This window comes from Rhodoglobus sp. G.S.23, assembly GCF_056675935.1.
Genome location: NZ_CM155237.1, coordinates 537,657 through 561,910, shown reverse-complemented (window position 1 = coordinate 561,910; position 24,254 = coordinate 537,657). Strand labels below are relative to the sequence as shown.

Annotated in this window: 17 protein-coding genes, 1 tRNA gene and 1 other RNA gene; 3 read left to right on the top strand and 16 right to left on the bottom strand. The window is 58.7% G+C overall.

Annotation, left to right across the window (positions count from 1 at the left end; genetic code table 11):
- Positions 1-21: 21 nt before the first annotated feature.
- From AC1ENN_RS02725 to ffs, 6 genes are all read right to left on the bottom strand, one after another.
- On the bottom strand, positions 22-1,287 hold the full coding sequence (locus tag AC1ENN_RS02725; protein WP_449648342.1) for an aspartate kinase: 1,266 nt from the start codon (positions 1,285-1,287) through the stop codon (positions 22-24).
- 93 nt (positions 1,288-1,380) lie between these two features.
- Complete coding sequence (gene recR / locus AC1ENN_RS02720) at positions 1,381-1,980, bottom strand: recombination mediator RecR (protein WP_449648343.1); 600 nt, start codon at positions 1,978-1,980, stop codon at positions 1,381-1,383.
- 3 nt (positions 1,981-1,983) lie between these two features.
- Positions 1,984-4,122, bottom strand: a complete 2,139-nt coding sequence (locus AC1ENN_RS02715) for a DNA polymerase III subunit gamma and tau (protein ID WP_449648344.1) — start codon at positions 4,120-4,122, stop codon at positions 1,984-1,986.
- 463 nt (positions 4,123-4,585) lie between these two features.
- The gene (locus AC1ENN_RS02710) at positions 4,586-5,707 is read right to left on the bottom strand and encodes an acetate/propionate family kinase (protein ID WP_480406625.1); all 1,122 of its coding nucleotides are present in this window, start codon (positions 5,705-5,707) and stop codon (positions 4,586-4,588) included.
- Positions 5,704-7,920, bottom strand: coding sequence for a phosphate acetyltransferase (gene pta / locus AC1ENN_RS02705; protein ID WP_480406624.1), 2,217 nt, complete (start codon positions 7,918-7,920; stop codon positions 5,704-5,706). The genes AC1ENN_RS02710 and pta overlap by 4 nt, the downstream gene beginning before the upstream one ends.
- Before the next feature lie 78 nt (positions 7,921-7,998).
- Positions 7,999-8,095: signal recognition particle sRNA small type (ffs, locus tag AC1ENN_RS02700), an RNA gene on the bottom strand.
- Positions 8,096-8,239: 144 nt separating this feature from the next.
- Here ffs and AC1ENN_RS02695 point away from each other — a divergent pair.
- Together AC1ENN_RS02695 and AC1ENN_RS02690 are read left to right on the top strand one after the other, a co-directional pair.
- Positions 8,240-8,324 (top strand) — tRNA-Ser (locus AC1ENN_RS02695).
- Positions 8,325-8,372: 48 nt separating this feature from the next.
- Positions 8,373-9,029 carry a hypothetical protein gene (locus AC1ENN_RS02690; protein WP_480406623.1) on the top strand — a complete coding sequence of 219 codons (657 nt, stop codon included), beginning with the start codon at positions 8,373-8,375 and terminating at the stop codon, positions 9,027-9,029.
- A 185-nt stretch (positions 9,030-9,214) separates the two neighbouring features.
- Here the strand turns inward: AC1ENN_RS02690 and AC1ENN_RS02685 are convergent, their stop codons facing one another.
- The 8 genes from AC1ENN_RS02685 to AC1ENN_RS02650 form a co-directional block, all read right to left on the bottom strand.
- Positions 9,215-10,144 carry a carbohydrate ABC transporter permease gene (locus AC1ENN_RS02685; protein WP_480391692.1) on the bottom strand — a complete coding sequence of 310 codons (930 nt, stop codon included), beginning with the start codon at positions 10,142-10,144 and terminating at the stop codon, positions 9,215-9,217.
- Positions 10,141-11,031, bottom strand: a complete 891-nt coding sequence (locus AC1ENN_RS02680) for a carbohydrate ABC transporter permease (protein WP_449648349.1) — start codon at positions 11,029-11,031, stop codon at positions 10,141-10,143. Before AC1ENN_RS02680 ends, AC1ENN_RS02685 begins: the two co-directional genes overlap by 4 nt.
- Positions 11,032-11,108: 77 nt before the next feature.
- Positions 11,109-12,380: an ABC transporter substrate-binding protein gene (locus AC1ENN_RS02675; RefSeq protein WP_480406622.1), complete on the bottom strand. Its 1,272-nt coding sequence runs from the start codon at positions 12,378-12,380 to the stop codon at positions 11,109-11,111.
- Between the two features lie 272 nt (positions 12,381-12,652).
- Entirely contained in the window at positions 12,653-14,539 is a 1,887-nt protein-coding gene (locus AC1ENN_RS02670) for a helicase HerA-like domain-containing protein (protein ID WP_480406621.1), read from the bottom strand.
- Between the two features lie 80 nt (positions 14,540-14,619).
- The gene (locus tag AC1ENN_RS02665) at positions 14,620-15,261 is read right to left on the bottom strand and encodes a phosphatase PAP2 family protein (RefSeq protein WP_449648352.1); all 642 of its coding nucleotides are present in this window, start codon (positions 15,259-15,261) and stop codon (positions 14,620-14,622) included.
- 112 nt (positions 15,262-15,373) lie between these two features.
- Entirely contained in the window at positions 15,374-16,603 is a 1,230-nt protein-coding gene (locus AC1ENN_RS02660) for a multidrug effflux MFS transporter (RefSeq protein ID WP_449648353.1), read from the bottom strand.
- Between the two features lie 135 nt (positions 16,604-16,738).
- On the bottom strand, positions 16,739-18,589 hold the full coding sequence (locus tag AC1ENN_RS02655) for an ABC transporter ATP-binding protein (RefSeq protein WP_449648354.1): 1,851 nt from the start codon (positions 18,587-18,589) through the stop codon (positions 16,739-16,741).
- 123 nt (positions 18,590-18,712) lie between these two features.
- Positions 18,713-20,743 carry an RTX toxin gene (locus tag AC1ENN_RS02650; protein WP_480406620.1) on the bottom strand — a complete coding sequence of 677 codons (2,031 nt, stop codon included), beginning with the start codon at positions 20,741-20,743 and terminating at the stop codon, positions 18,713-18,715.
- Between the two features lie 372 nt (positions 20,744-21,115).
- Here AC1ENN_RS02650 and AC1ENN_RS02645 point away from each other — a divergent pair, with 372 nt between their 5' ends.
- Positions 21,116-22,714, top strand: coding sequence for a helix-turn-helix transcriptional regulator (locus AC1ENN_RS02645; protein ID WP_480406619.1), 1,599 nt, complete (start codon positions 21,116-21,118; stop codon positions 22,712-22,714).
- Between the two features lie 365 nt (positions 22,715-23,079).
- On the opposite strand, the gene rplL is transcribed toward AC1ENN_RS02645, so the two are convergent.
- Entirely contained in the window at positions 23,080-23,460 is a 381-nt protein-coding gene (gene rplL / locus AC1ENN_RS02640) for a 50S ribosomal protein L7/L12 (RefSeq protein WP_449648357.1), read from the bottom strand.
- Between the two features lie 39 nt (positions 23,461-23,499).
- Positions 23,500-24,015, bottom strand: a complete 516-nt coding sequence (rplJ, locus tag AC1ENN_RS02635) for a 50S ribosomal protein L10 (RefSeq protein WP_449625201.1) — start codon at positions 24,013-24,015, stop codon at positions 23,500-23,502.
- Positions 24,016-24,254 lie beyond the last annotated feature (239 nt).

Sequence of the window (24,254 nt, the reverse complement as noted above, 5' to 3'; positions counted from 1 at the left end):
ACGATGAACAATTATGGCCGACTAGCGACCAGTGCCTGCATGAACGACCGCGTCTTCATCGCCATCAAGCCCGAATGCGGTGTGGACAACCCGCACCGCCTCTGCAACCGTATCGGCCCGAGTGACAACCGAGATGCGAATCTCACTGGTGGAAATCATCTCCATGTTGATCCCGGCCTCAAATAGCGCCGTAAAGAGTCGCGCCGAAACACCAGCATTCGTGCGCATTCCGCCGCCAACGACCGAGAGCTTTCCGATCTGGTCATCGTGCTGCAGCGACTCAAAGCCAACTTCTTCTTGATGGAACGTCAACGCACGAAGCACGTCTTCGGCATCCGACTTCTTCAAGGTGAATGAAATATCGGTGCGACCTGTGGATGCCAGCGAAACGTTCTGAACGATCATGTCGATGTTGGCATCTGCCGAGGCCACGATCGTAAAGATTTGCGCGGCCTTACCTGGCACGTCGGGAACCCCAACTACCGTGATCTTCGCTTCGCTCAGATCGGAGGCAACACCTGTGATGATTGCTTCTTCCACGCTCTCTCCATCCTTCGGATTGACTACTAACGTGCCTGTGTTGTTGTTGAACGACGACCGCACGTGAATTGTTACCCCGTGCCGACGAGCGTATTCAACCGCGCGCACGTCGAGAACCTTTGCGCCAGAAGCGGCCAGTTCCAACATTTCTTCACACGTGACGACATTGACTTTGCGGGCCGACTTCACGATGCGGGGATCGGCCGTAAAAATGCCATCAACATCGGTGTAAATTTCGCAGGTCTCGGCACCGAGAGCTGCCGCAAGCGCAACCGCTGTCGTATCGGATCCTCCGCGACCGAGAGTAGTGATGTCACCGGTTCCGCGATTGAAGCCTTGGAACCCGGCGACGATCGCGATCGCGCCATCATCGAGCGCTTCTTGCACGCGACGAGGCGAAACCTCCACAATGCGTGCGGCCCCGTGTTGGGCATCCGTGACCATACCGGCTTGGCTGCCGGTGTAGCTGCGGGCGTCAACGCCCAAACTTTTGATGGCCATCGCGAGGAGCGCCATAGAAATTCGTTCGCCCGCGGTCAGTAGCATGTCAAGCTCGCGGCCAGTCGGTACGGGCACGACTTGTTCGGCGAGGTCAAAGAGTTCGTCTGTGGTGTCGCCCATCGCAGAAACTACGACAACGACGTCGTTTCCGGCTTTACGGGTCTCGACGATCCGTTTTGCGACGCGCTTAATACTCTCAGCGTCGGCAACGGATGAGCCACCGAACTTCTGAACGATGAGGCTCATTGTTCTCCTGAAGCGGGATTTGGCGGGCAAATGCTGCCCAAAGTGCGAGTCTAACGGTGTGCGCACGCCCCGCCGAGTTCGTTACGGGATGCGCTAGCGGTCTACTGTTCGGCGGCCCTCGAAGGCACGGCCGAGTGTGACCTCGTCGGCATATTCCAAATCTCCGCCGACCGGAAGACCCGATGCGAGGCGCGAAATTCGAAGGTTGGGCTGAACCAGAAGCCGCGTCAGATAGGTAGCGGTTGCTTCACCTTCGAGATTGGGGTCGGTCGCGATGATGACTTCTGTGACGACGCCGTCAGCCAACCGGCCTAAGAGTTGCTTGATGCGCAACTGGTCTGGACCGATTCCGTCGATGGGGCTGATAGCTCCACCGAGTACATGATACAGCCCAGAAAATTCGCGAGTGCGCTCGATGGCGACGACATCTTTTGCTTCCTCAACAACGCAGATTGTTGCGGGTGAGCGGCGCGGATCACGACAAATGGAGCAGGTCTCGTGCTCGGTAACATTGCCGCAGATTGCACAGAAATGTACTTTGTCACGGATGTCGTTGAGCAGTTCTGCCAGTCGACGAACGTCGAAGCTTTCCGTCTGAAGAATATGAAATGCAATGCGCTGGGCAGATTTGGGACCGATGCCGGGGAGACGCCCGAGTTCGTCGATCAGTTCTTGAACAATTCCGTCGTACACGGGTTACTCGTCTCTCGGCTGGGGCGTTACGCGTGGAGCAACCTGCTGCTCTTCGATAAAGGTGGCATTCAATAGTTCGCGCACCACTGACTCTCCGTAGCGAGATTTGTCGATCTTTGCTGCCGCAGCTGACATTGATGGTCGTGGCTCTTCCGCTGGCGGGGCGGATGCCGCGTCGGGAGTTGACGCCGGTGTCGATGCCTTGGGGACGTCCTGTTTGGCCGCGCTCGATGCTGCAGCTGCCGCGCTGCGCGACATCGAAGGATCACCCTCTGGCTCTGGCTCGGACTCGGGGATGGCCGCTACCGCCCATCCGCCAGGCTCACGATCTTCCGCTGGCGCTGGTTCCTCCGGTTCCGGGCCTTCATCGCCGGCGGGCGGAGTGGGTGGAGTTGGCGGAGCGGGTGGAGTGGCGCGAGGCTGAGATTCAGCCGTGGGGGTCGGAGCTGCCGATGAGTTCTGAGGAGCAGTTGCGGCAGGAGCCGGAGAGGTGCCTTCAACGCGTGCCATAAGTGCCGGTTCAAAGCCGAGCACGTGGATGAAGGCTTTCTTGAGGTAATCCCCGACACCTTCGCCAGGGGCGCTGCGCTGCTTGAGCGCATCAACATCGCGTTCACTGGGGAAGGAAAGTACCAGAATTTTGTCATCACGAAGCTCAAGCGGCTTGGCGGTGAAGACGACCATCCACGCCGTGCGCTTGAGCTTTTGCACGACATCCAAGATTTCTGGCCAGGCGTCTTTCACCTGCTGGATTGAGACGGGAGTGGTGCGCGCTGCTGCGGGAGGAGTCGACAGTACGCTGCCGGATTCCGCGGGTTTCGATGAGACCGGGGACGAGACCGAGGGCGCGGCCGGCGCTGGTGGCTCGACACGCGCCGCTGGCGCCGTCACGGGAGGAGTCATTGGTGACGCAGCGGGTGTCGCTGCGGGCGCGGGAGCGGATGGTGTGGCAGCTGCCGCGGGCAACGATCCGTCACCCTCGATGCCGATTCGGCGTTCGAGGCGTTCGACACGAGCGAGCGCACCGCGCTGGGTGTTGTCGCTCGCCGGAACCAAAATGCGCGCAATCATCAGCTCAAGGTGCAGTCGTGGGGATGTCGCCCCCGTCATCTCAGAGAGGGCCGAGTTGATGACGTCGGCGGCGCGGGACAGTTCAGCAGCGCCCAGAGTGTGTGCCTGTTGGGCCATGCGTTCAAGTTGATCCTGCGGGATACCTCGCAAAACACTTGCTGCATGGTCGGCGGTTGCCGCAACAACAATGAGGTCGCGCATCCGCTCAAGAAGATCTTCAACGAAACGGCGCGGATCCTGACCGGTCTGAATGACGCGATCAACTGAAGAGAATGCGGCAGCGGCGTCACCAGAGCCGAGGGCATCAATCACTTCGTCAAGCAGTTCTGCATGGGTATAGCCCAGCAGGGCAACGGCACGTTCGTAGCCGACCATCGCGGTGTCTGAGCCGGCGATCAACTGATCGAGTAGCGAGAGCGTGTCTCGAACCGATCCGCCACCTGCCCGCACGACGAGCGGCAAAACACCTGGCTCAACTTCTACCTTTTCGCTCTCGGAGAGCTGTTGAACGTAGTCAAGCATTTGAGCGGGCGGCACCAACCGGAATGGGTAGTGGTGAGTGCGCGAACGAATCGTGCCAATCACTTTGTCTGGCTCGGTTGTCGCAAAGATGAACTTCACATGCTCGGGCGGCTCTTCCACAATTTTGAGCATCGCGTTGAAGCCTTGAGGAGTAACCATGTGGGCTTCGTCGAGAATGAAAATCTTGAAACGGTCACGGGCCGGAGCAAACACAGCACGCTCGCGCAAATCACGGGCATCATCAACACCGTTGTGGCTTGCCGCGTCAATCTCAACAACGTCGAGCGATCCACCACCGTCACGAGAAAGTTCAACGCAGGATGGGCAGACGCCACACGGAGTGTCGGTCGGGCCCTCAGCACAGTTCAAACAGCGTGCCAAAATTCGGGCGGATGTCGTCTTGCCACAGCCTCGCGGCCCACTGAACAAATAGGCGTGATTCACACGGTCGGTGCGCAACGCTGTGCGCAGCGGATCGGTCACTTGAGACTGCCCGATGAGTTCAGCAAAAGTCTCGGGCCGGTATCGACGATATAGGGCAGCAACCACGCCCCTAGCGTAGTCGTGCCCACTGACGATCCCAACGCGCGAAGAGCGATCAGGTCGCGTCAGTAAGTCTCGGCAAAGAATTTTTACGAATCGGGCAATCCATCGCTACGGCGGTTCCGAATCATCTGTGGTCGGCTGGTTACCGATCACCGCCACACCTGATCCGTGGCAAACGTTGTCGAATAGACGTGCAGGGCTCCCCGGGGGAGGCGAGCCCTGCACGCGCTCGATTCTCAAGACACGACAGACCGGGCCCCTGTGGTTGCGCGCCGCGGCCGCTGTTGTGCCGAGTAGTTAACGATCCTGCAGTTGTGAGATCACTCGTATGCCGGAATGGTTGGTTCCCCTAAACCTCATTCCTGTCGGCTTACTCAACGCTAGGGCGCACGCGGAAGGCGCACAAGGCACCCAAACCGGGCACACGAAAGACGCTGAGTGCGTCGGATACCCAACGCAGATCTACCTAGAGATTTGACGCAGCGACCGATTCGCGGGCGATCTGAAGTTCCTCATTCGTCGGGATCACCAGAATTTTCACCGGTGAATCGGATGCCGAAATCACGCGCTCGCTTCGGCTCGCTTGAGCGTTGGCTTCGGGATCGATCACAATCCCTAGCCCTTCGAGACCCTCAACGGTTGCGAGGCGCGTGTTCGGGTTGTTCTCTCCAACGCCTGCCGTGAAGACGATGGCATCTGCACCGCCAAGCGCCACCAGGTACGCGCCGAGGTAGTGACGAAGGCGGTGGTAGTAGACGGCGAGCGCAGCCTTGGCGATCTCGTTTCCTGACTCCGCCGCTGACTGCACGTCGCGCATATCGCCGGTTCCGGTCATTCCCAGCAGGCCGCTTCTACGGTTGAGGAGTTGATCCAATTCGGGCAGAGTCATTCCGGCGCGACCGAGGTGGAAGAGCGCCCCGGGATCGATATCGCCCGACCGTGTTCCCATGACGAGGCCCTCGAGCGGCGTCATCCCCATCGAGGTATCGATACTGCGACCGCCGTCGATGGCACACGCCGATGCACCATTGCCGAGGTGAAACACGATGAGTTTGAGTTCACTCAGTTCACGGCCGAGGAGCTCCGCTGCCCTGCCAGCCACGTAGCGGTAGGACGTGCCATGAAACCCGTACCGGCGGATGCCGTGCTCCCGGGCAACGTCAGCGTCGATTGCATACGTGTAGGCCTCGGGCGCAAGCGTGCCGTGAAATGCGGTATCGAAGACGGCAACGTGGGGAACAGCTGCGAAGGCAGCTCGCGCAGCACGAATGCCCTTCAAGTTTTCCGGGTTGTGCAACGGCGCGAGCACCGAAAGTTCGTCAAGCCGCGCCTCGATCTCATCGGTGATGACGGTAGCCGCAGTGAACTCCGCTCCCCCGTGCACCACTCGATGACCAACGACTGCCGGATGCTCGTTCCCGAGCTCCGCCAAAATCTGTCGCATCCCATCGTCGTGGTCTGCCGCTCCCCCACCGCTTTCGCCGATGCGTTCCACGATGCCGCCGTTGTAGACGGAGCCGGATTCGGCATCCAGAAGTTCCCATTTGATGGATGAAGAACCCGAGTTCACGACGAAGACCGTTGTCACGAGTGCTTGCCTGCTTTTCGGTGCGTGCTGGACTCGGTGCCGGTCGCGGCTGTGGTGCCGGTCGCGGCTGAGGTCACAGTCACGGCTGCAGTCGCCTTAGCGGTCGCGGCGGTTGCCTCAACTTGGGCGGCAACCCCTTGAGCCTGAATCGCGGTGATTGCAACGGTGTTCACGATGTCTTGCACAAGCGCACCCCGCGAGAGATCGTTGATGGGTTTGCGGAGGCCCTGCAGTACTGGCCCGATGGCAACCGCTCCGGCACTGCGTTGAACAGCCTTGTAGGTGTTATTGCCGGTGTTGAGATCGGGAAAGATGAAGACCGTAGCTCGGCCGGCGACTTCTGAGTCTGGCATTTTTGATTTGCCAACCGCAGCATCCACTGCCGCGTCATATTGGATGGGCCCATCGACGGCCAGATCTGGTCGGCGTTCGACGACGAGAGCTGTCGCCGCGCGAACCTTGTCGACATCTGCACCACTGCCAGACGACCCCGTCGAGTACGACAGCATCGCAATGCGCTGGTCGATCCCGAACTGTGCGGCCGTCGCAGCCGACGAGATTGCGATGTCAGCGAGCTGGGCGGCATCCGGGTCAGGGTTCACGGCACAGTCGCCGTAAACCAGCACCCGATCTTCGAGACACATCAAGAACACACTCGACACGATTGAGACATCGGGCTTGGTTTTGATGATTTCGAAACTCGGACGAATCGTATGGGCCGTTGTATGGGCTGCCCCAGAAACCATGCCGTCTGCCAGCCCCAAGTGCACCATCATGGTGCCAAAGTAGGACACATCGGTGACCGTCTCGCGGGCGACCTCCATCGTCATGCCCTTGTGGGAACGCAACTTCACATACTCGGTCGCAAACCGTTCGCGTAGTTCTGCATCACAAGGGCTCAGGATGCTCGCAGCCGAGATATCGAGACCAAGCTCAGCCGCCCGACCGCGAATTTCTCCCTCGTCTCCCAGGATCGTCAGCTTCGCGACACCGCGACGCAACAACGTGCTCGATGCCCGAAGGATGCGGTCATCTCCGCCTTCAGGAAGAACGATGTGTTGCCGATTCTGCCGCGCACGATCGAGCAACCCATATTCGAACATGAGGGGCGTAACCACCGTTGACGGGTGCAGATCGAGTCGCTGCACGAGCACCTCGGCATCAACATGCTGCTCAAACAGGGCAAGAGCGGTGTCGAACTTGCGGGGCGAATCTGCCGCCAAACGCCCCCGCGTCTTCGTAATAATGCGTGCCGTGTCATAAGTACCGAATCCGGTACGAATAACCGGCAACGACAAATCGAGACCATCGATGAGCAGTTCGATCTGCGGCAACAGGTCAAACCCGCCATTCAGGATGATGCCAGCCAATGACGGGAACGTCTCAGACGCATGCGCCATCAGAGTCGCTAACAGCACATCCGATCGGTCGCCGGCAACCACAACAACCGAACCCTCGATCAGTCGAGTAAGAACGTTCTCCATCGTCATCCCGGCGACAACCACGCCGAGAGCCTCACGCAACAAAAGTTCGCGATCGCCCTTGAGCAGCTCACCATCGACCGCCTCCAGTAGCGATGCCAGACTCGGAGCAATCAAGAAAGGGTCTTCAGGGATCGCCCACACCGGGGTATCCCCACCGACCACAGCACTCACCCCGGCAATAATCTCCGGCAGTTGCTCTGGATCAGAACGGTTGACCACCACGCCAACTAATTGTGCGAAAGCGGCATCAAGTTCCTGATGGGCAATCGCATAAACCTGAGCAAGGTCGTCTGGGGTACGGCTCTCGCCATCCTCAGACTGACCCCCCAAAACAAGGAGGACCGGGGCTGCCAGGTTCGCCGCGACCCGCGCGTTGTACGACAATTCAGTCGGGCTGCCAACATCCGTGTAATCAGAACCGAGAATCACCACGATGTCGCATTGCGCTTCGACTGCTTTGAACCGCTCAATGATGCGGCTCAGTGCGGCTTCGGGATCGGCATGTACATCGTCATAGCCAACGCCAACAGCATCGTCATAACTGACATCGACAGCATCATGGCCAAGCAACATCTCAAGCACATAGTCTCGCTCATCGCTGGTTCGCGCGACGGGCCGGAATACCCCGAGCCGTGTCGCTTCACGACTGAGCGTGTCAAGCAGACCGAGGGCGATGGTGGACTTGCCAGCGTGGCCCTCGATGGAAGTAATGTAAATGTTCCTCGCCACCGCTTCAGACTACGCGGCGAACAGGAAACGGGCCCGAAAATCCTCCCCGGCACAGAGAAGAGGAGTCCGTGACGGAAAAGAAAAGACCCCTCGCGCACCCGCCAGAGCCCGGTTACCCTTGCTACGTTTCCGTCCTGGGGGAGTTGGCCTGGATGGCGCCACGCGAGGAGCCGAAACCAGTCTACCCAAATCTTTGGCAGCCCGCGATCGCCCGTGGCAGACACAACGGTTGCCGCGACGCGCGCCCGATTACCGCTGAACGGTTCACCCCGTTATGATCACATGAGGTCGTTTGCGCTATCGCGCGTTCGATTCGCCAGGAGAATTCGCCTAGTGGCCTATGGCGCACGCTTGGAAAGCGTGTTGGGTGCAAGCCCTCGGGGGTTCGAATCCCCCATTCTCCGCTCTAACCCGTTGTGATCGCGATTTGCGAAAATACGAAGGGAACGCCGTTGCCGCACGAGATCGACAGCAGCACACCTTTGCGAAATGACTTGCGTCGTCGACTCGGGCCACCAATATCCCTCTTTCGCCGCGGTTTGTTTGCTGGGCTCGCTTTCACCATTCCGGTATTCGGCGTGCTCTACACCCTCACCGTGCCCAACGGCCCGTGGCTAGCTGTTGCTCTAACCCACGTTGCGGCCATAGTCGCGGCCGTTGCGGCATCCGTCTCTTACTTTCGCAGTGCAATCTGGATTGGTCCTGCTTCACCGATGGTGACTGAGCGTGGGTTTTTCTTCGGACGACTCACCCACTTCGCTAAATCCGATGCTGTCTCACTATTGCGGGCAGAGGTTTATACGAGTGATGGCTCAGAGACGCGCTCGCAAATGGTCATCTTGGGCGCGAACAAGAAGCGCCTGCTTCGCATGCGCGGCCAGTATTGGACCCAAGCAGATATGGATGTTGTTGCTGCAGAATTCGACGTTCCCGTCGTCACCATTCCCGGCGCAGTCTCTACCGGTGAACTCCGTGAGGACCACCCAAACGCCCTCTACTTCATGGAGCGCCACCCGGTCTTCGTGGCTATCATCGCGGTCGGGGGCACCGTCACTACGGCGGCAATCCTCATGGGTGTGCTCGCGCTCATCCGTTCCATCACTGCCTAGCGGAGCAGCGCCCATAGCGCACGGTGCATAGCAGCCCACTCCGCGTAACGACACCTGTCGCTTGACGGATCACGCCGCTTGACGGATCACGCCGCTCAACGGGTCACGCCGCTTAACGACAAATGCCGCGGTACCGCCACCGCCGAAGCGAATGTCGATACCACGGCACTCTGCCGTACGGGGAACTAGCTCTTGACTGACCCACTCATTAGTCCGCCGATGAAGTACTTGCCGAGAACGATGTACACGACGAGTGTTGGCAGCGATGCGAGCAGCGCACCAGCCATTGCAGCACCGTAGTTAGCGAGCTGGGCACCCTGTGCCAGGTTGTTGAGCGAGAGCGATACTGGCCCCTCGTTCTGGTTAGACAGGAACAACGCGAACAAGAAGTCGTTCCACGCCGAGGTGAACTGCCAGATGATGGTCACAACGAAGCCGGGCAGCGACAGTGGCAACACGATGCTGCCAAAGGTGCGCAACATCCCGGCACCATCCATGCGGGATGCTTCCATCAACTCGTGCGGAATGCCGGCGTAGTAGTTGCGGAAGATCAGCGTACAAATCGGCAGACCATAAATAACGTGAACAATCAGCAGGGTCGAAATGTCGCTCGGCAACCCCAGCGTTGTCTTCATCTGCACCAGCGGAGTCATGATCGCCTGGTAAGGAATGAACATTCCGAACAGGATGACCGTGAACACGATGTCGGCATACGGGAAGCGCCAGCGGGCGAGCACGAAACCGTTCATTGCGCCCAAGAATGAGGCGATGAGTGCGGCAGGAATCGCCAACAGGAAGGTGCGACCAATGGATGCCGAAAGCGCATTCCACGCGAGCGACCAGTTGTCGAAACCGGTGGGTCCGCCCTCGAGAGCGGGTTCCCAGGGCCAACGAACGGGTAGTCCCCATGAGGTTGCCGGGTTTACATCCTGTGGTGGCTTGAGGCTCGTGACGATAAGCACGTAGACGGGCATGAGGACAACGATCAGGAACAGTACGAGGAACACGTACTTGATGGTGCGACTCACACGCTTGCGGTTTCGGAGCGTCGAATCTCCCGGCATATCCATTTTGCTTGAGATGCGAGGCTTCTTGGTTTCAGTAGTGACGCTCATCGCTGCTTCCTCTCTGAACGAGCCGTATAGATGAGGTAAGGAACGATCAGTACGGCGACGAAGAGCAACAGGATTGTCGCGATCGTTGCGGACTTTGCATAGTCGTTAGCGGTGAGAGCAACCCACAGGTAGGTTGCGGGAACCTCTGTCTGGTAGATCGACTTCGTGATCGCCATGATGAGGTCGAAGACCTTGAGCGACATGTGGCCAACGATGATGAGGGCTGAGAGCGCGACGGGGCTCAGCTGCGGGAAGATTACGTAACGGTAGAGCTTCCACTCTGTTGCGCCATCCATGCGGGCTGCTTCACGCAACTCCATCGGGATTCCGCGGAACCCGGAGAGGAACAGCGCCATGACGTAGCCAGCAAGTTGCCAGATCGCTGGCAGGGCGATTGCCGCCATGCCCCAACCCGGTTCACTCCACCACGCGTTTTGGAGAAAGTCGAGACCCATGATCTCGAAAATGCGGTTCAATCCGGATGCGCGATCACCCTCAGCGCTGTTGAGCAACCAGCGCCACACGACACCGGATGCCACGAACGAGATAGCCATCGGGAACAGGAACACCGAGCGGAAGACACCCTCAGCGGTAACGCCCTTGTCGAGCATCCACGCCCACAAGAAGCCGAAAAGCATGGTTCCACCGATGAAGAACACGGTGAAGACACCGAGGTTTTGCAGCGAGTGGATGAAGCGCTCTTCTGCGAAGAGAGCGAAGTAGTTGTCGAGACCAACGAACTCGGTCGCCGGCACAAGACTGTGCCGATTGCTGAGCGACACCGAAATATTGGCTCCGATCAAGCCATACACGAATACGCCTATGACGATGATCGTCGGTGTGATCAGTAGGAGCGGTGGCCCCCAGTTTTTATAGCCCTTTTTCACGCGCAAGCTCCTCGGTTGCCACGGTAGAAGTGGGTGGGAGCATTACTGCCCCCACCCACCATGTCTCGTTGTGCTAGTTAGCCCTGAGCCTTGTCAGAAGCTGCGACGAGTCCGGAAAGCAGCGATGCTGCGTCGCGGTCGGCACCGAACTTACCAATGGCCGAGGAGATGTCTCCCGACCAGGCAATGCTTGCTGCTGCACCGTGTGCGAGCGAGCTAACAACGGTGTCTTCACCGAACGACTTGATAGCGGTCTGCTGGTACGCGGGGTAGTCAGCGGCAACCGTGTCAGTACGTGCCGGGATCGAACCCTTGGCGAGGTTGAAAGCCTTCTGGCCCTCAGCGGAGCTGATGGTCGTCAGCCAGTCGAGTGCAGCTGCTTCGTGAGGTGCACCAACGGCGAGCGTGAACGAGTCAGCGAGGAAGTCGAAGACTCCTTCGGTGCCGGGGGTTGCCCAGGTGGTGTACTCGTTGTCGTAGGTCCAACCAGCCTGCTGGAATGCAGACTCGGCCCAGTCACCCATGACGTTGTATGCAGCGTTGCCGTCAAGAACGATCTGCGTTGCAGCATCCCAGTCAAGACCAGCGAAGTCGCTGTTGGTGTATTCGAGAAGCTCACCGTAGTGGCCGATCGCAGTTTCTACTCCTGCGTCGTCCCAAGCGGTGTCGCCGGTCCAGAGTCCCGAGTAGCCGTCTGCGCCGAGGTCAGCGATGAGAACGTTTTCGAAGAGCTGCATCTGAGTCCACTCGGTACCGAGTGCGAGAGGCGTCTCGACTCCGGCAGCCTTGAGCTTCTCGAGGTCTGCAAGCCACGCGTCGATGTCAGCGGGGGCAGCCATCGGGTCGATGCCGGCATCCGTGAGCACCTGAGTGTTGGCCCAAACGACATTGGCACGGTGGATGTTGCTGGGGACGGAGTAGATGGCGCCGTCAACGGTGAGGCGTTCTACGAGGCTCGCGGGGAAGACGTCGGTGAGCCCGTTGTCTTCATAGAACGAGCTGAGGTCTTGAAGTTGACCGGCGTTGATGTAGTCCGTGAGCTCGGCTCCGGCGTGGGCCTGGAACGTGTCCGGCGGGTTGTTAGCTTCGAGACGTGATGCCAACGCAGCCTTTGCGTTGGAGCCAGCGCCGCCAGCTACCGAAGCGTTGATGAACTCGTCATCCGGGTTTTGCTCTTGGAATACCTTGACGAGAGCGTCGAGGCCGACCTTTTCAGATCCTGATGCCCACCAGGTGAATACCTCAACCTGGTTAGCGTTTTCCGGGTCTGACCCGGTGTTGCTTGAGCAGCCCGCGAGAACGAGGCCCAAGGCCACCGCCCCAGCGATAATGGATAGTGGCTTACGCATTCTGTGTTCCTCCATTGGAAAGTGAGTGCTGTTCCGTTCAAGAAGTGAATCGGACCTTGCCCAGTAAACTGCGAACCGTTGAGTTTGACAAGTGAACGCAACCAGTTTTAGCGAAATTGGATGATCACAATTTGGCAACAGCGAACGGCATGGGCCGGCCCCACACCCCACTTCTCGCAGGAATTGCCGCCGAGAACCCCAGAAACGCGGGGGTATGGCACCGCGTACTGGAACGGAAACAACTCGCGAATGCGCCAAACGGCGCGCTCGCTCTAGCGCCTCTTGAGCGTAGAAAAAATCCCGCGAAGAACCTCTCGCACTACCGTCTGTCCAGTTCGTGAACCCAAGACGCCTTCCAAAACGTTCGGTTGTTTGCGCGTCGAGGTGCGCTGAGTGGTGCGCGTCGACGACTTTGGCGCAGTCTTTTTGTTCATGTCCTTGAGCGCGCGCTCATACTCTGCCTGCACTTTGGCCTGCTCCTTGGCAGTCGCTTTCGCCACCTTCTCTGCCTCTTCGGCCGCCTCAACCGCGGCATCCGCTTCGGCGGCAGCATTCATCTTCACTGCCAAGATCTCGCGCGCAGATTCCCGATCAACCGCAGTGCCATAGGTCACCATCAACGGTGAAGCCGCAACCGCTGCCTCCATAACACCCGCAACCGTCGGAGACATTGAGCCTCGAGGTGCGCGAAGACGAGTCCAGGCCACCGGAGTGGGTGCACCCTTCTCGTTCATCACCGTGATGATTGCTTCACCAGTGGCCAAGCTTGTTAGCACCTCACCGAGGTCATAGCCTGAGGTCGGATAGGTCGACACAGTCGCTTTGAGCGCCTTAGCCGAATCCGGAGTGTGCGCTCGTAACTGGTGTTGAAAACGCGAACCGATCTGCGCGAGCACGTCACTCGGAACATCCTTCGGCGTCTGCGTCACGAAAACCACGCCAACACCCTTCGAGCGAATCAACCGAACTGTTTGAGTGATCGAGTCGATGAAATCCTTTGACGCGTCATTGAACAACAAGTGCGCTTCGTCGAAGAAGAAGACGAGCTTGGGCTTATCAATGTCTCCCACTTCGGGGAGGTCATTGAAAAGGTCAGCGAGAAGCCACATCAGGAACGTTGAGAACAGCGCCGGCTTGTCATTTACTCCCGGAATTTCGAGCAAACTCACAAGGCCTTTGCCCTCGGCATTAGTGCGCAAGAACAACGAAGTGTCGATTTCAGGTTCACCAAAGAACGCATCAGCACCCTCGTTGGCGAAGCCAATAAGCTCACGCAGGATGACACCAGCGGTTGCCGAAGAAAGCCCGCCAAGGTTCTTCAACTCGGCTTTGCCATCGTCACTCAGCAGGTACTGAACAACGGACCGCAAATCGCTGAGATCGACAAGGGGCAACCCCGCCTGATCTGCGAAATGGAAGATTAGGCCGAGACTCGACTCTTGAGTGTCATTGAGGCCGAGCACTTTCGACAGCAGCAGCGGCCCAAAACTCGACACGGTTGCGCGAATCGGAACGCCAGTGCCCATCCCGCCAAGCGTGAAATATTCGGTCGGGGATGCCGCGGGCTGCCAATCCTGACCGATCGATTCTGTACGTTCCAGCAACCGTTCGCTTGACGTCCCAGCGGTGGCAATGCCGGAAAGGTCCCCCTTGATATCGGCCGCGAAAACGGGGACACCGGCAGCCGAGAGCTGCTCAGCGAGTACCTGCAATGTCTTTGTCTTGCCGGTTCCCGTTGCGCCAGCAACCAAGCCGTGGCGATTGAGCATTGCAATCGGAATGCGCACAGGAACGTCAGAGAGAGCATCACCATTGACGAGCGCTCCCATTTCGAGCACCTCGCCCTCGAACGCATAGCCGTCGCGAATAGCGCTAACTTCATCAGCACTGAGCGGGCCACTTGTCGAATTCGACGAAGCTGACTTCGACACGGCCGGCTCGGGCGCTGCTGGCTCAGGCGCGGCCGCCTCAGGCGCGGCTGGCGTGGACTGCGCTGCTGGCTCAGGCGCTGCTGTCGTGGACTGCGCTGCTTCCGCTAGCGCTGCTTCCGCCTGCGCTGCCTTCGTCTCTGCAGACGCCGCCTCGGCTGACGCGAGCGCGGCCTGTGCTTCCGCTAGGGCCTTCTTGGCTGCTTCTACTTGCGCTGCGGCATCCGTCATGTCCTGAGTTTATCGAACGGGGCCGCGAGTGCCCCTTCGGATAATGAGTCGCGGTGCGCCCGAGCTGTATCGCAACGCTGTTACCCGGTTTCGGCGGAAAGTTTTCGTGCGAACGGTGCCCACAGAATCACGGCAACGCCAACTCCGATCAGTGCACCGCCGATCGTGTCGCTGAGCCAATGAGCGCCCAAGTAGGTGCGGCTGACCATCATCAGGATCGTGTAGATAATGCCGGCGATCCAGACCCAGCGCCGTTGCAGCAAGATGATGAGCACCACAGCAAGCGTCGCCGCGTTTGCAACATGCCCAGAAGGGAATGAACCAAGATCGGACGTAACCAGAATCTCTGTTGGCCGTGCGCGACCGAAGGTGGTCTTGAGGAGTTGGACAACTCCCGCGCTCGCTGCAGCGGCTGCGATGAAATAGAACGCAGCCCATCGTCGCTTGGCAAGAAAAAACGCGAGTGCGCCACCCAAAGGAACAACGAACACACCGAACCAGCCGCCGCCGATGAAGTTCATGGCCAGCGCTGGCATTGTGAAGAGCGGGGAGCGGATATTCACGAAGTCCGCGAGCAAGAGCTGATCAAGGCTGAAGGGGCTGTTTCGCGTAGCGATGAGCACTCCGAGCACAACAGCGAGAGCAAGTGCGCCAACCCCGCTGATGAGCGGCCACAGTGCGGTGATGCGGCGCGCGTCCGCGTGAGGGAGATCGTTGTTCACTCTCCTACGCTAGCGGCGCATCCTCACAATTCGCTCTATGCGTGCCGACCCACGACTGTGCCTGGCCGCTCACGATCAGTGCTTGATCGACCTCAGAGCGATCGATCGTTTTCTACCGCGAGAGGGCGGGCACCGAGCGCGGACGTACGACGGTCCACATCACGATGATGGAGACAATCGCGGTGCTTCCCATGACGATGCCCATAGGAATCGCGTTGGTAATTCCGAACGCTCCCACAATGGGTGAGGTAAGACCGGCCAAACCAAAGTTCACGGCTCCCAGAACGGATGCTGCAGTAGCAGCCTCTCCCCCATGATTTGCCAGCGCCAACACTTGGGTGCAGGGGAACGAGAAACCACACGCCATGACAAAGAAGAACAGAGGAATCAGCACGGTAATCAGGTCGCCGTTCACCACATCCAAGAAGACGATGGTGGATGCAGACAGCAGCAGCATGACACCAGCCCCCGCAAGGATCCACTGTGGGCCGACATACCGCATGAGGAATGCACTCGTTTGAACACCGATTACGACGCCGATGGAGTTCACGGCAAAAACAAGCCCAAAAGCTTGCGGGTCAAGACCATAGACGTTTTGTAGCAGGAATGGAGACGAAGCGAGGTAGGCGAATAGCCCGGAGAACGTCATGCCCGCAATGATTGCGGTGCCCACGAATACGCGGTCGGTGAAGAGTGACTTGTAGCGCTCACGAGTGGTGGCATGGCCGAAGTCGCGGCGACGTGCGGCTGGGAGGGTCTCGACGATGAAGAACCAGGCAGCCATCAACACGAGTGCGCCATAGATTGCGAGGAAGACAAACATTCCACGCCACGGGGTAATCAGTAGCAGTTGCGAACCGATGAGCGGGGCCAGAATCGGTGCCAAGCCCTGCACGAGCGCTAGCCGAGACAACATGCGCACGAGCGGTAAACCTCCGAAGAGGTCACGAACGACAGCCATGGCGACCACAGCGCCCGCAGCAGCGCCCATGCCTTGAATGAGCCGGAACACGAACAGCAACTCGATATTGCCGGCGAGCGCCACTCCGAGACTCGCTAACAAGTGAACGCTTGTAGCAACGATCAGTGGCAGGCGCCGACCGAGGCGATCGCTCAGCGGGCCGACAATCAGTTGACCGAGGGCAAAACCAAGCGTGGTCGCGGTAAGCGTGAGCTGCACAACGGCAGCCGTTGTCTGCAGATCTGCTTCAATCAGCGGAAATGCTGGGAGGTAGAGATCAACGGTGAACGGGCCGAGGGCAGTCAGCGCCCCAAGCACCAAAACATAGACAAGTCTTTGGCGAGCAGAGAGCGAGTCACCGGGATGAACAACGGTAGTCAATCTAATCCTTGCGTAGAGAGTGCCCGATGTGGGCGCGACAGAAAGCAATGTGTCCGCAACCCCGAGGACTATGCCAGCCTACGCCCGCTTCGACGGACTCTGCGACGCCGCAAAAGTCGGGTTAAGACACGTCAACTAGTCGGTACGGTTTTGTTCCGCATACAACCGCGAGTAGACGCCGCCCAGAGTGATGAGCTCGCTGTGGGTTCCCCGTTCCACGATCGAACCACCATCAACAACGAAAATCACGTCGGCGGAACGCACCGTCGACAAGCGGTGCGCTACAGCAATGGTCGTACGGCCCCGCGATGCAGTGTCCAGTGCACCTTGAACGGTGCGCTCCGAAATGGAATCCAAGGCACTAGTTGCTTCATCAAGGATGAGCACGCTCGGGTCCTTGAGAAGCACCCTAGCGATCGCGATGCGCTGCTTCTCCCCGCCCGACAGGCGGTAACCGCGCTCCCCGACCACGGTTGCGTACCCTTCGGGGAACGACATGATCGTGTTGTGGATATTGGCCGCGCGGGCGGCCGCCTCGAGTTGATCGATTGTGGCGTCCGGTCGTGCATAGGAGAGGTTTTCGGCGATCGTCGCATGAAAGAGGTACGTCTCTTGACTCACGATGCCAATGTTTTGGATGAGTGAGTCTTGCGTGAGATCTCGCACATCATCGCCGGCGAAAAGTACTCTGCCCTCGCTCGCTTCGTGCAGACGAGGGATCAGATACGAGACCGTTGTCTTTCCAGCACCAGACGGCCCGACAAAGGCAGCGTACTGCCCAGGCTCGATCGAGAATGAGACCGAGTCGAGAGTGGCCTTAGTGGATGCGTCAGCATCCGGATATCTAAAGGTCACGTTGTCGAACGCGACGGCGCCAAGCGCTTTGGGCCGGACCTCGTGGGCATCAGGCTTATCGGTGATGGCCGGCTTGAGGTCAAGGTACTCGAAGATGCGGGCAAAGAGTGCCGAAGATGTTTGCAGATCAAGCGCAACGCGCATGAGACCAAGCAGGGGGAACATGAGCCGCGCCTGAACTGTAGTGAAGGCAACAATTGTGCCCGCAGTGACATCGACACCATCGGTAATCAGATAGGCGGCGACGACGTAGACAATCGCGGGGATGATGGAGAGGAAGATATTGACGGTCGCGAAGAACCATTGCCCACTCATCTGTTGGCGCACTTGAAGGCCAACCTGCTGCTCATTTTCGTCGGAGTAGCGTTCGGTTTCCACGTCTTGTTGGTTGAAGCTCTTCGACAGCAGGATGCCTGAAACACTGAGTGACTCTTGAGTGATCGCCGTCATGTTGCTCAGTGACTCTTGAGTTTTGGTGGCGATTCGCGCACGAACTTGACCGACTCGGCGTTGGGCAATAACGATGCCTGGCAGCACGATGATGGCGACGATCGTGAGCTGCCAGCTGAGAACCAGCATGCTGATGAACGCGGCGATCACTGTCACCGTATTGCCGATAACGCTCGAGACAGTGTTGTTCAATACTCCGGCGACACCACCGACGTCGTTCTGGAGTCGTGATTGGATGATGCCGGTCTTGGTTCGCGTGAAGAAAGCGAGTTCCATGTGCTGGAGTTGGTCAAAAAGCCGTACCCGAAGGGCACCCATGACCTTGTTGCCGACTGTTGCTGTGAGAAAGGTCTGCCACACGCCGAGGGCTGCGGATGCAACCCAGAGTCCGACCATGATGCTGACGAGTTGCATCAATATGGGAATGTTGGGCCCGCCAGCGGGGAACAGCCCCTCGTCGAACGCTTGCTTCGTTAGCAATGGTGGGAGAACGCTAACCGCAGCGCCAATGAGCACGAGCGTGATGGTGAGCGCTAGAGCCGCGCGGTGGGGCTCAAAGAGTTCTGCGATACGCCGCAAGAGGTGAGGAACTTTGGGGGCTGCTGCGTTGGCGGCTTTCTGTGCCGAATAGTCGCCGCCGCTGACCCGACCGCCACGATGGGGGCCACCTACTGTGCTCATAGTTCGAGACTAGTTCGCGAAAACCTCGTTAACGGCCAATCGCACAGCGCAAGAGTGCGCTGTGCGAGAAACCGTGAGAGAAGGTTCGGCGGGCAACCGAAGTTACCCGCCGAACAGTCGGGATCAGCCTTCGCGAACTACCGAACGTCGTCGCGCCACGCTGAACCCTACGAGCACCAATCCGAGCTGCAGGAACCCGAGTCCAGCGAGTGTCGGAGCGATTGTGCTCGAGCCTGTGAACGCCAATGTCGGCAGGTCTAGTGTCGGCAAGTCAACCGTCGGGGGCACCGTTGTGGGTGGCTCCTCGGGGGGAAGCGGGAACGTGGGCAGGTCGCACAGTTCCAGCGTGATGTCGCCTTCGGCGCTCAATGTCTTGTCGGCGTTGACGATCGAGACGGTGTAGGTCTCTCCGTTCGGCACGTCGGTGATGTTGAGCGAAAGTGTGGGCAGGTCCGCTTCGAAGGTAATCGGTGCGATTCCTTCGACTGCCTTGCCGGTCACCTTGTTGATGACTGTGACGGTGTAGTTCTGGCCGACAACGAGCTCGCTTGCGGAGACCGCGATTGTCGATGCACCCAGTACGTTGCACTCGGTCTGGCTAATCATCACGATCGGGTTTCCCGGGCATGCGGCGAGATACATGTCGGCAGCAGCGGTGACAGTGGGATCCGACAGCGTGTCCGTTACCACTACGCGGTAGCTTTTCTCCGGGGCGAGCCCGTCGAAGGTGAACTTCTGTGCGTCAGCGGTTCGCGAATCAAGCTTCTGGGCTGCACCAACGGCGACATTGTCGCGCATGAGTGTGACGGTGTAGTCGCGGCCGACGCTGAAGTTGGACACGGTAGCGGTGAGTGCCGCGGTGCCACCAGGAGCCGTGCACTGTTCGGCGGTCAGTTCGACCGTCGTGTCGTTAGTGGCACACGGAAGCAGCGTTGCAGAAGCACTCGCTGTGTTGTTGGGCAACATGACATCAGTAACCGTTGCCGTGTACGTGCCTTCGGCGAGGTTTTTCAGTTCAGCATCAAAACGGTCAGTAGTCGCAACAAAGTTGCTGTTCGTGAGTACCGGCTTGTTAGCCGGGTCGGTGATGACCACGGTGTACGAGCGGCCAGGAACGAGGCCCTCAACCGCAACCGTGATTTCGCCTTCAGCATCGCCAGAGACGACGTTGCACTGGGTAGCCATCAGGGTCGGCTTGACGAGCAGTTCGGGGCACGGAAGGAATGTGTGCGTTGCGCTCTTCAGCGGCACAGCCTTTGCTGCCCCCGTGTCTACAACAGTCGCGTAGTAGCTAGCCGAGGGTGTTGCCGGTGAGTTGTAGGCACCTGTTGCTGAGTTAGCGACGAAGGTGTGGCTGTCAACGACGGCGTCTGAGCCAGCGTTGACGATACTGACGCGGTATTCGCGACCAATGACGAGGCCACTGAGGTTCACCTTGATGGATGCGCCTTCACCAGGAACGCTGCACTCGTTGGGAACAATGGCGATTCCTGAAGTCTCGGGACAAGCGAGCGACTGAACCGTCTTGCAGGCCGTAAGAGCACGGTTGGTGGTGTCTGTGATCTTCACCTCATAGGTTCCGCCTGCGACCATTCCCTGCCACGTGTAGCTACCAGTGGTCTGAGTCGGCGTGTACATGACTGTTTGGGTTCCCGCAGCGCCGCCAGAAAGAGTCAGTTCATACTTGCGATCCGCGACGAGTCCCTTGAAGGTTGCAGTGATTCCGGTGGTGCCGCCGGGTACATCACAGCTCGATGCCGTGACGTTGACGATGCTCTGAGAGACACACGGCGTTGACGTCTTCGTCCACGTACGGTTCCAACTGGTGTTCGTCGGGTCGTTCCACGCTGTCACCGATGCGGTGAAGGTGTGGGCATCAGTGGAGTTGGGGAACGCAAAGAAGTGCTCACCGTTCTTGCTGAAGGGAATTACTTGCTCTTTGCCACCCTCAAGCTGGAACTTGATGAGGTTTTGCTGGCCTTCGCGAGAACCGCTTGCCTCGTAGTACTTACCGGTTACCGTGACGCCTTCACACGAGACAGAGATGCTCGGCGTGTGAGCTTCGGCAGCCGATGACACAGAGACAACAGCCAAGCCAGATCCAACAACCAGGGCCAAAGCAACGATCGCGGAAATACCGCGAGTGTCACGCAAAGACCAACGCTTTCGCGGTTGTCCAGTGGACTTATCGAATCGGGGGGTTCGATTTGCGGCGCGCCAACGCACCTTAAAGTTATTCACTTCGGGATTCGCTCTCGGGTAGCGAACGACTCGGAACATATTCGAACCTGACGCGCGGGGAAGCGAGTCAGACCGGCGGGGGATTCCGGGTAGCTCTATCGGGATGTGTCACACGTTCGGGGGTCAATAATGCAACGTGCCCATTATGGGGGGTTCACAGAAACAAACGCAAGCCAGACACGCCGATACCTGCGGCGGGGTAGTCTTACTACTCTCGCGTCACCCACCCGACTAGGCGAGAACCACGAACTCATCGAGACAATAGTCTCGAAGAGGGGGTAGAAGATGGCGACAGCCGATGTGAGAACGCTTGAGCGCGCCTTCGACGCGGCTCAAACCGACGAAGGTATTGCCGCCGCGCTCACTGAACTCAGCAAGGTTTGGCCGCAACTGGTGGGCTCCGATGGCTCACGAATCCGTCAACTCCTCGATTCCGCAGCTCCCGAACTGTGGCACAACGACCCATGGCTCGTAACGTGTTATGCCGCAAGCTTTCGATCGCTTGATGCAACAAACCGGTCAGCCGCCCTTCCTTATTTCGAGGCAGCGCTAGCGTTACTCAGTCCAACAACTCCCCCGTTGGTGCGCGCCACGCATCACCTTCATCATTCTGCGGCCCTCCGTTCGCTCGGACGACTTGACGAAGCATTGGCATCAATTACCATCGCGCACTCAATTGTCGAGAGTCCCGACGTCATTCCCCTGGCCAAACGAATTCCGCTCACTGCCGAAATCGCGTTGCACCGCGGCGCCGTCTACCTGCACGGTGGTGACTTCGACCGTGCGAAGGCCGACTATCGCATTGCAGGGTCGCTCGCCGAAACGAATCTAGGTGTAGCAGATCAGCTTGAGGTTTTCGGTGGCCTGGCGCTCATCCAGTTCTTCCTCGGAGACTTTGAACATGCGTTGAGCTATGTCTCGAGGGCAGAGTCCACCGGCGCTAGTCCGGCGCTCCGGGACAGCCGCTTTAACGCTCCTGCGTTGATCGCCGACCTACTGATCAGCGTAAACCAGCGGGGTGCTGACGCCGCAGACGGCAAGATCGCGCGGGTGAAATCGGCGATTGTTGAAACCGACTGGGAGCCGTTAGGACTCTATGCGCAAGCGTTCGTTGAGCTGTTCGTTGGCAAACCCCACGAAGGCCTCGACCTGTTGCGTTCGTCGCTTCATGCCCTCGACGGTTGGCAACCTGTCGGATTCGTTGCTACCGAGATTGGCGGTTCGCGAACGGCAGCGTTCCTGCAGCTTGGCGACTCTGGGACAGCGTGGGATGTTTTGGCACAGCTCTTCCCCACGCAACATCACACCGTGTGCCCGAGCCGGCTCGTCGCTCACTTGCGATTTGTCACGGGTGACTACCGCGGTGCGCTAGAGGCGTTGCGCGATTGCGAAACTCTCGGCGACGCTCACTCGAGCCGAAACCTTGCCGATGTATTTCTTCTCAAGGCCGCAGCGAACTTCTGCCTGGGAAACGAAGAGGCATCGGATGTCGCCTTCGATCGATCTTTGCGACTGGCGGCGCGCAATCGTCTGTTCAGCCCTTTCCGGCTCGTGCCAAGTGAGACTGTTCAGTCGATGCTCACTCGGGCGGCTGCCCGAAACCAGCCTCTGGAGGTTGGCGCCCTAGTGAAGCGGCTCGATGGCCTAACGGTAGTCATCCGGCCTCAAGATTCGTTGTCGCTGAGCGATCGGGAGCGTGCCATCGCCAAGGAACTCGTTCGGGGAAGCAGTTCTGCCCAGATCGCTGAGACCCTTTACATTTCGGTCAATACCGTGAAGTCGCATCTTAAGAACATCTACAGAAAGCTTGGAGTGACCTCGCGGACCGAAGCGATCTATAAATCTCGGGAGTTGGGGCTCCAAGTGGAGATCACCCGCGACTAACCCGCCATTCACCCTTTCGGGTGTTGCCGGATATGTTTGCCCTCGATACATTTGGTAGACCACTTCCGCTGGTTCCGCATATCGTTGCGTGGCCAGCGGTTCTCGTGCCGTATTTCCGTCTCCGGAACCTGATCCCTGGTGTCAACGGAATCGGCACGTTGGTGGGGCGCTCGGCTGGTTACCAGGCGCCCCACCCCCTCTTCCCGGCTTTCTCCTCCAGCCTGCGACTGGCGAGTTCGTCAGCGCACACGCACCAAGTGGTCTCCCGTTCTGCGCGTTAACGCAGAAAAGCGCCACCCCGAAGGGTGACGCTTTTCTGGCTAAGCATGCCTCTAATGAGGCCAGATCCTCTTTAAAGGATGTGACTACTTAAGGGTTACGGTTGCGCCGGCTTCTTCAAGAGCAGCCTTTGCCTTCTCCGCAGCGTCCTTGCTTGCACCCTCGAGTACAACGCTAGGTGCGCCATCAACAACTGCCTTCGCCTCACCGAGACCGAGGCTCGTGAGGGTGCGCACCTCCTTGATGACCTGGATCTTCTTCTCGCCCGCTGACTCGAGAACGACGTCGAATGAGTCCTTCTCTTCAACTTCTTCAGCGGCAGCAGGTGCACCAGCAGCTGCAACAGCAACCGGGGCAGCAGCAGTAACTTCGAAGACCTCTTCGAACTTCTTAACGAACTCGCTGAGCTCGATGAGGGTCAGTTCCTTGAAGGCCTCAATGAGGTCGTCGCTTGACATTTTTGCCATGATTTTCTCCTATATTTCTTAAGCTAATTAACCCGCGCGTTACTGCGCGGAATCCTGCTTCTCGCGCAGCGCGTCGACCGTGCGAACGGCCTGAGCGAGCGGTGCGTTGAACAGATACGCGGCGCCGAACAGTGAAGCCTTTGCTGCTCCTGCAAACTTCGCAAGGAGCACCTCCCGGCTTTCCAGGTCGGCCAGCTTGGTGACCTCTGCAGCGGTGAGCGCGTTACCGTCAAAGTAACCACCCTTCACCACGAGAAGAGGATTTGCCTTGGCAAAGTCACGCATAGCCTTCGCAACGGTGACTGGGTCCCCGTGTACGAATGCGATTGCAGATGGACCAACAAGTTCCTCGTCGAATGACGAGATTCCTGCGGCGTTAGCTGCAATCTTTGTCAGCGTGTTCTTCACCACGGCGTATGTTGCGTGCTCACTGATTGACTTGCGCAGCGTCTTGAGCTGGGCAACAGTGAGTCCGCGATACTCGGTTAGCAGAACGGCGGTCGAGTTGCGGAATAGATCCGTAAGCTCGGCGACCGATGCTTCCTTGTTCGCCATGGTGCTCCCTACTGGTTGATGTGTGTCTGCCTCAGAGCCGCACGGAAGTGTAAAGAGTGGCTGGAAACTAGAAAAGCTCCGGCTCTACTGCGCTAACGCAGAGGCACGGAGCTGAGTTGCGGCCAGATCTGGCCGAAAAACTACTTCACACACCTGCGCTGGCCTTCGTTTTCACGAACTTCGATCGCACACACTTTCGCGCATGCAAACGACCGGCGGTCTTTGGCTTCGGTAAGACT

Excerpts from the sequence above, each read along its gene's own strand:
- AC1ENN_RS02655 (WP_449648354.1), bottom strand. The coding sequence starts at position 18,589 with ATGAGCACAGTAGGTGGCCCCCATCGTGGCGGTCGGGTCAGCGGCGGC.
- AC1ENN_RS02675 (WP_480406622.1), bottom strand. The coding sequence starts at position 12,380 with ATGCGTAAGCCACTATCCATTATCGCTGGGGCGGTGGCCTTGGGCCTC.
- rplJ (WP_449625201.1), bottom strand. The coding sequence starts at position 24,015 with ATGGCGAACAAGGAAGCATCGGTCGCCGAGCTTACGGATCTATTCCGC.
- AC1ENN_RS02670 (WP_480406621.1), bottom strand. The coding sequence starts at position 14,539 with ATGACGGATGCCGCAGCGCAAGTAGAAGCAGCCAAGAAGGCCCTAGCG.
- AC1ENN_RS02725 (WP_449648342.1), bottom strand. The coding sequence starts at position 1,287 with ATGAGCCTCATCGTTCAGAAGTTCGGTGGCTCATCCGTTGCCGACGCT.
- rplL (WP_449648357.1), bottom strand. The coding sequence starts at position 23,460 with ATGGCAAAAATGTCAAGCGACGACCTCATTGAGGCCTTCAAGGAACTG.
- AC1ENN_RS02685 (WP_480391692.1), bottom strand. The coding sequence starts at position 10,144 with ATGAGCGTCACTACTGAAACCAAGAAGCCTCGCATCTCAAGCAAAATG.
- AC1ENN_RS02645 (WP_480406619.1), top strand. The coding sequence starts at position 21,116 with ATGGCGACAGCCGATGTGAGAACGCTTGAGCGCGCCTTCGACGCGGCT.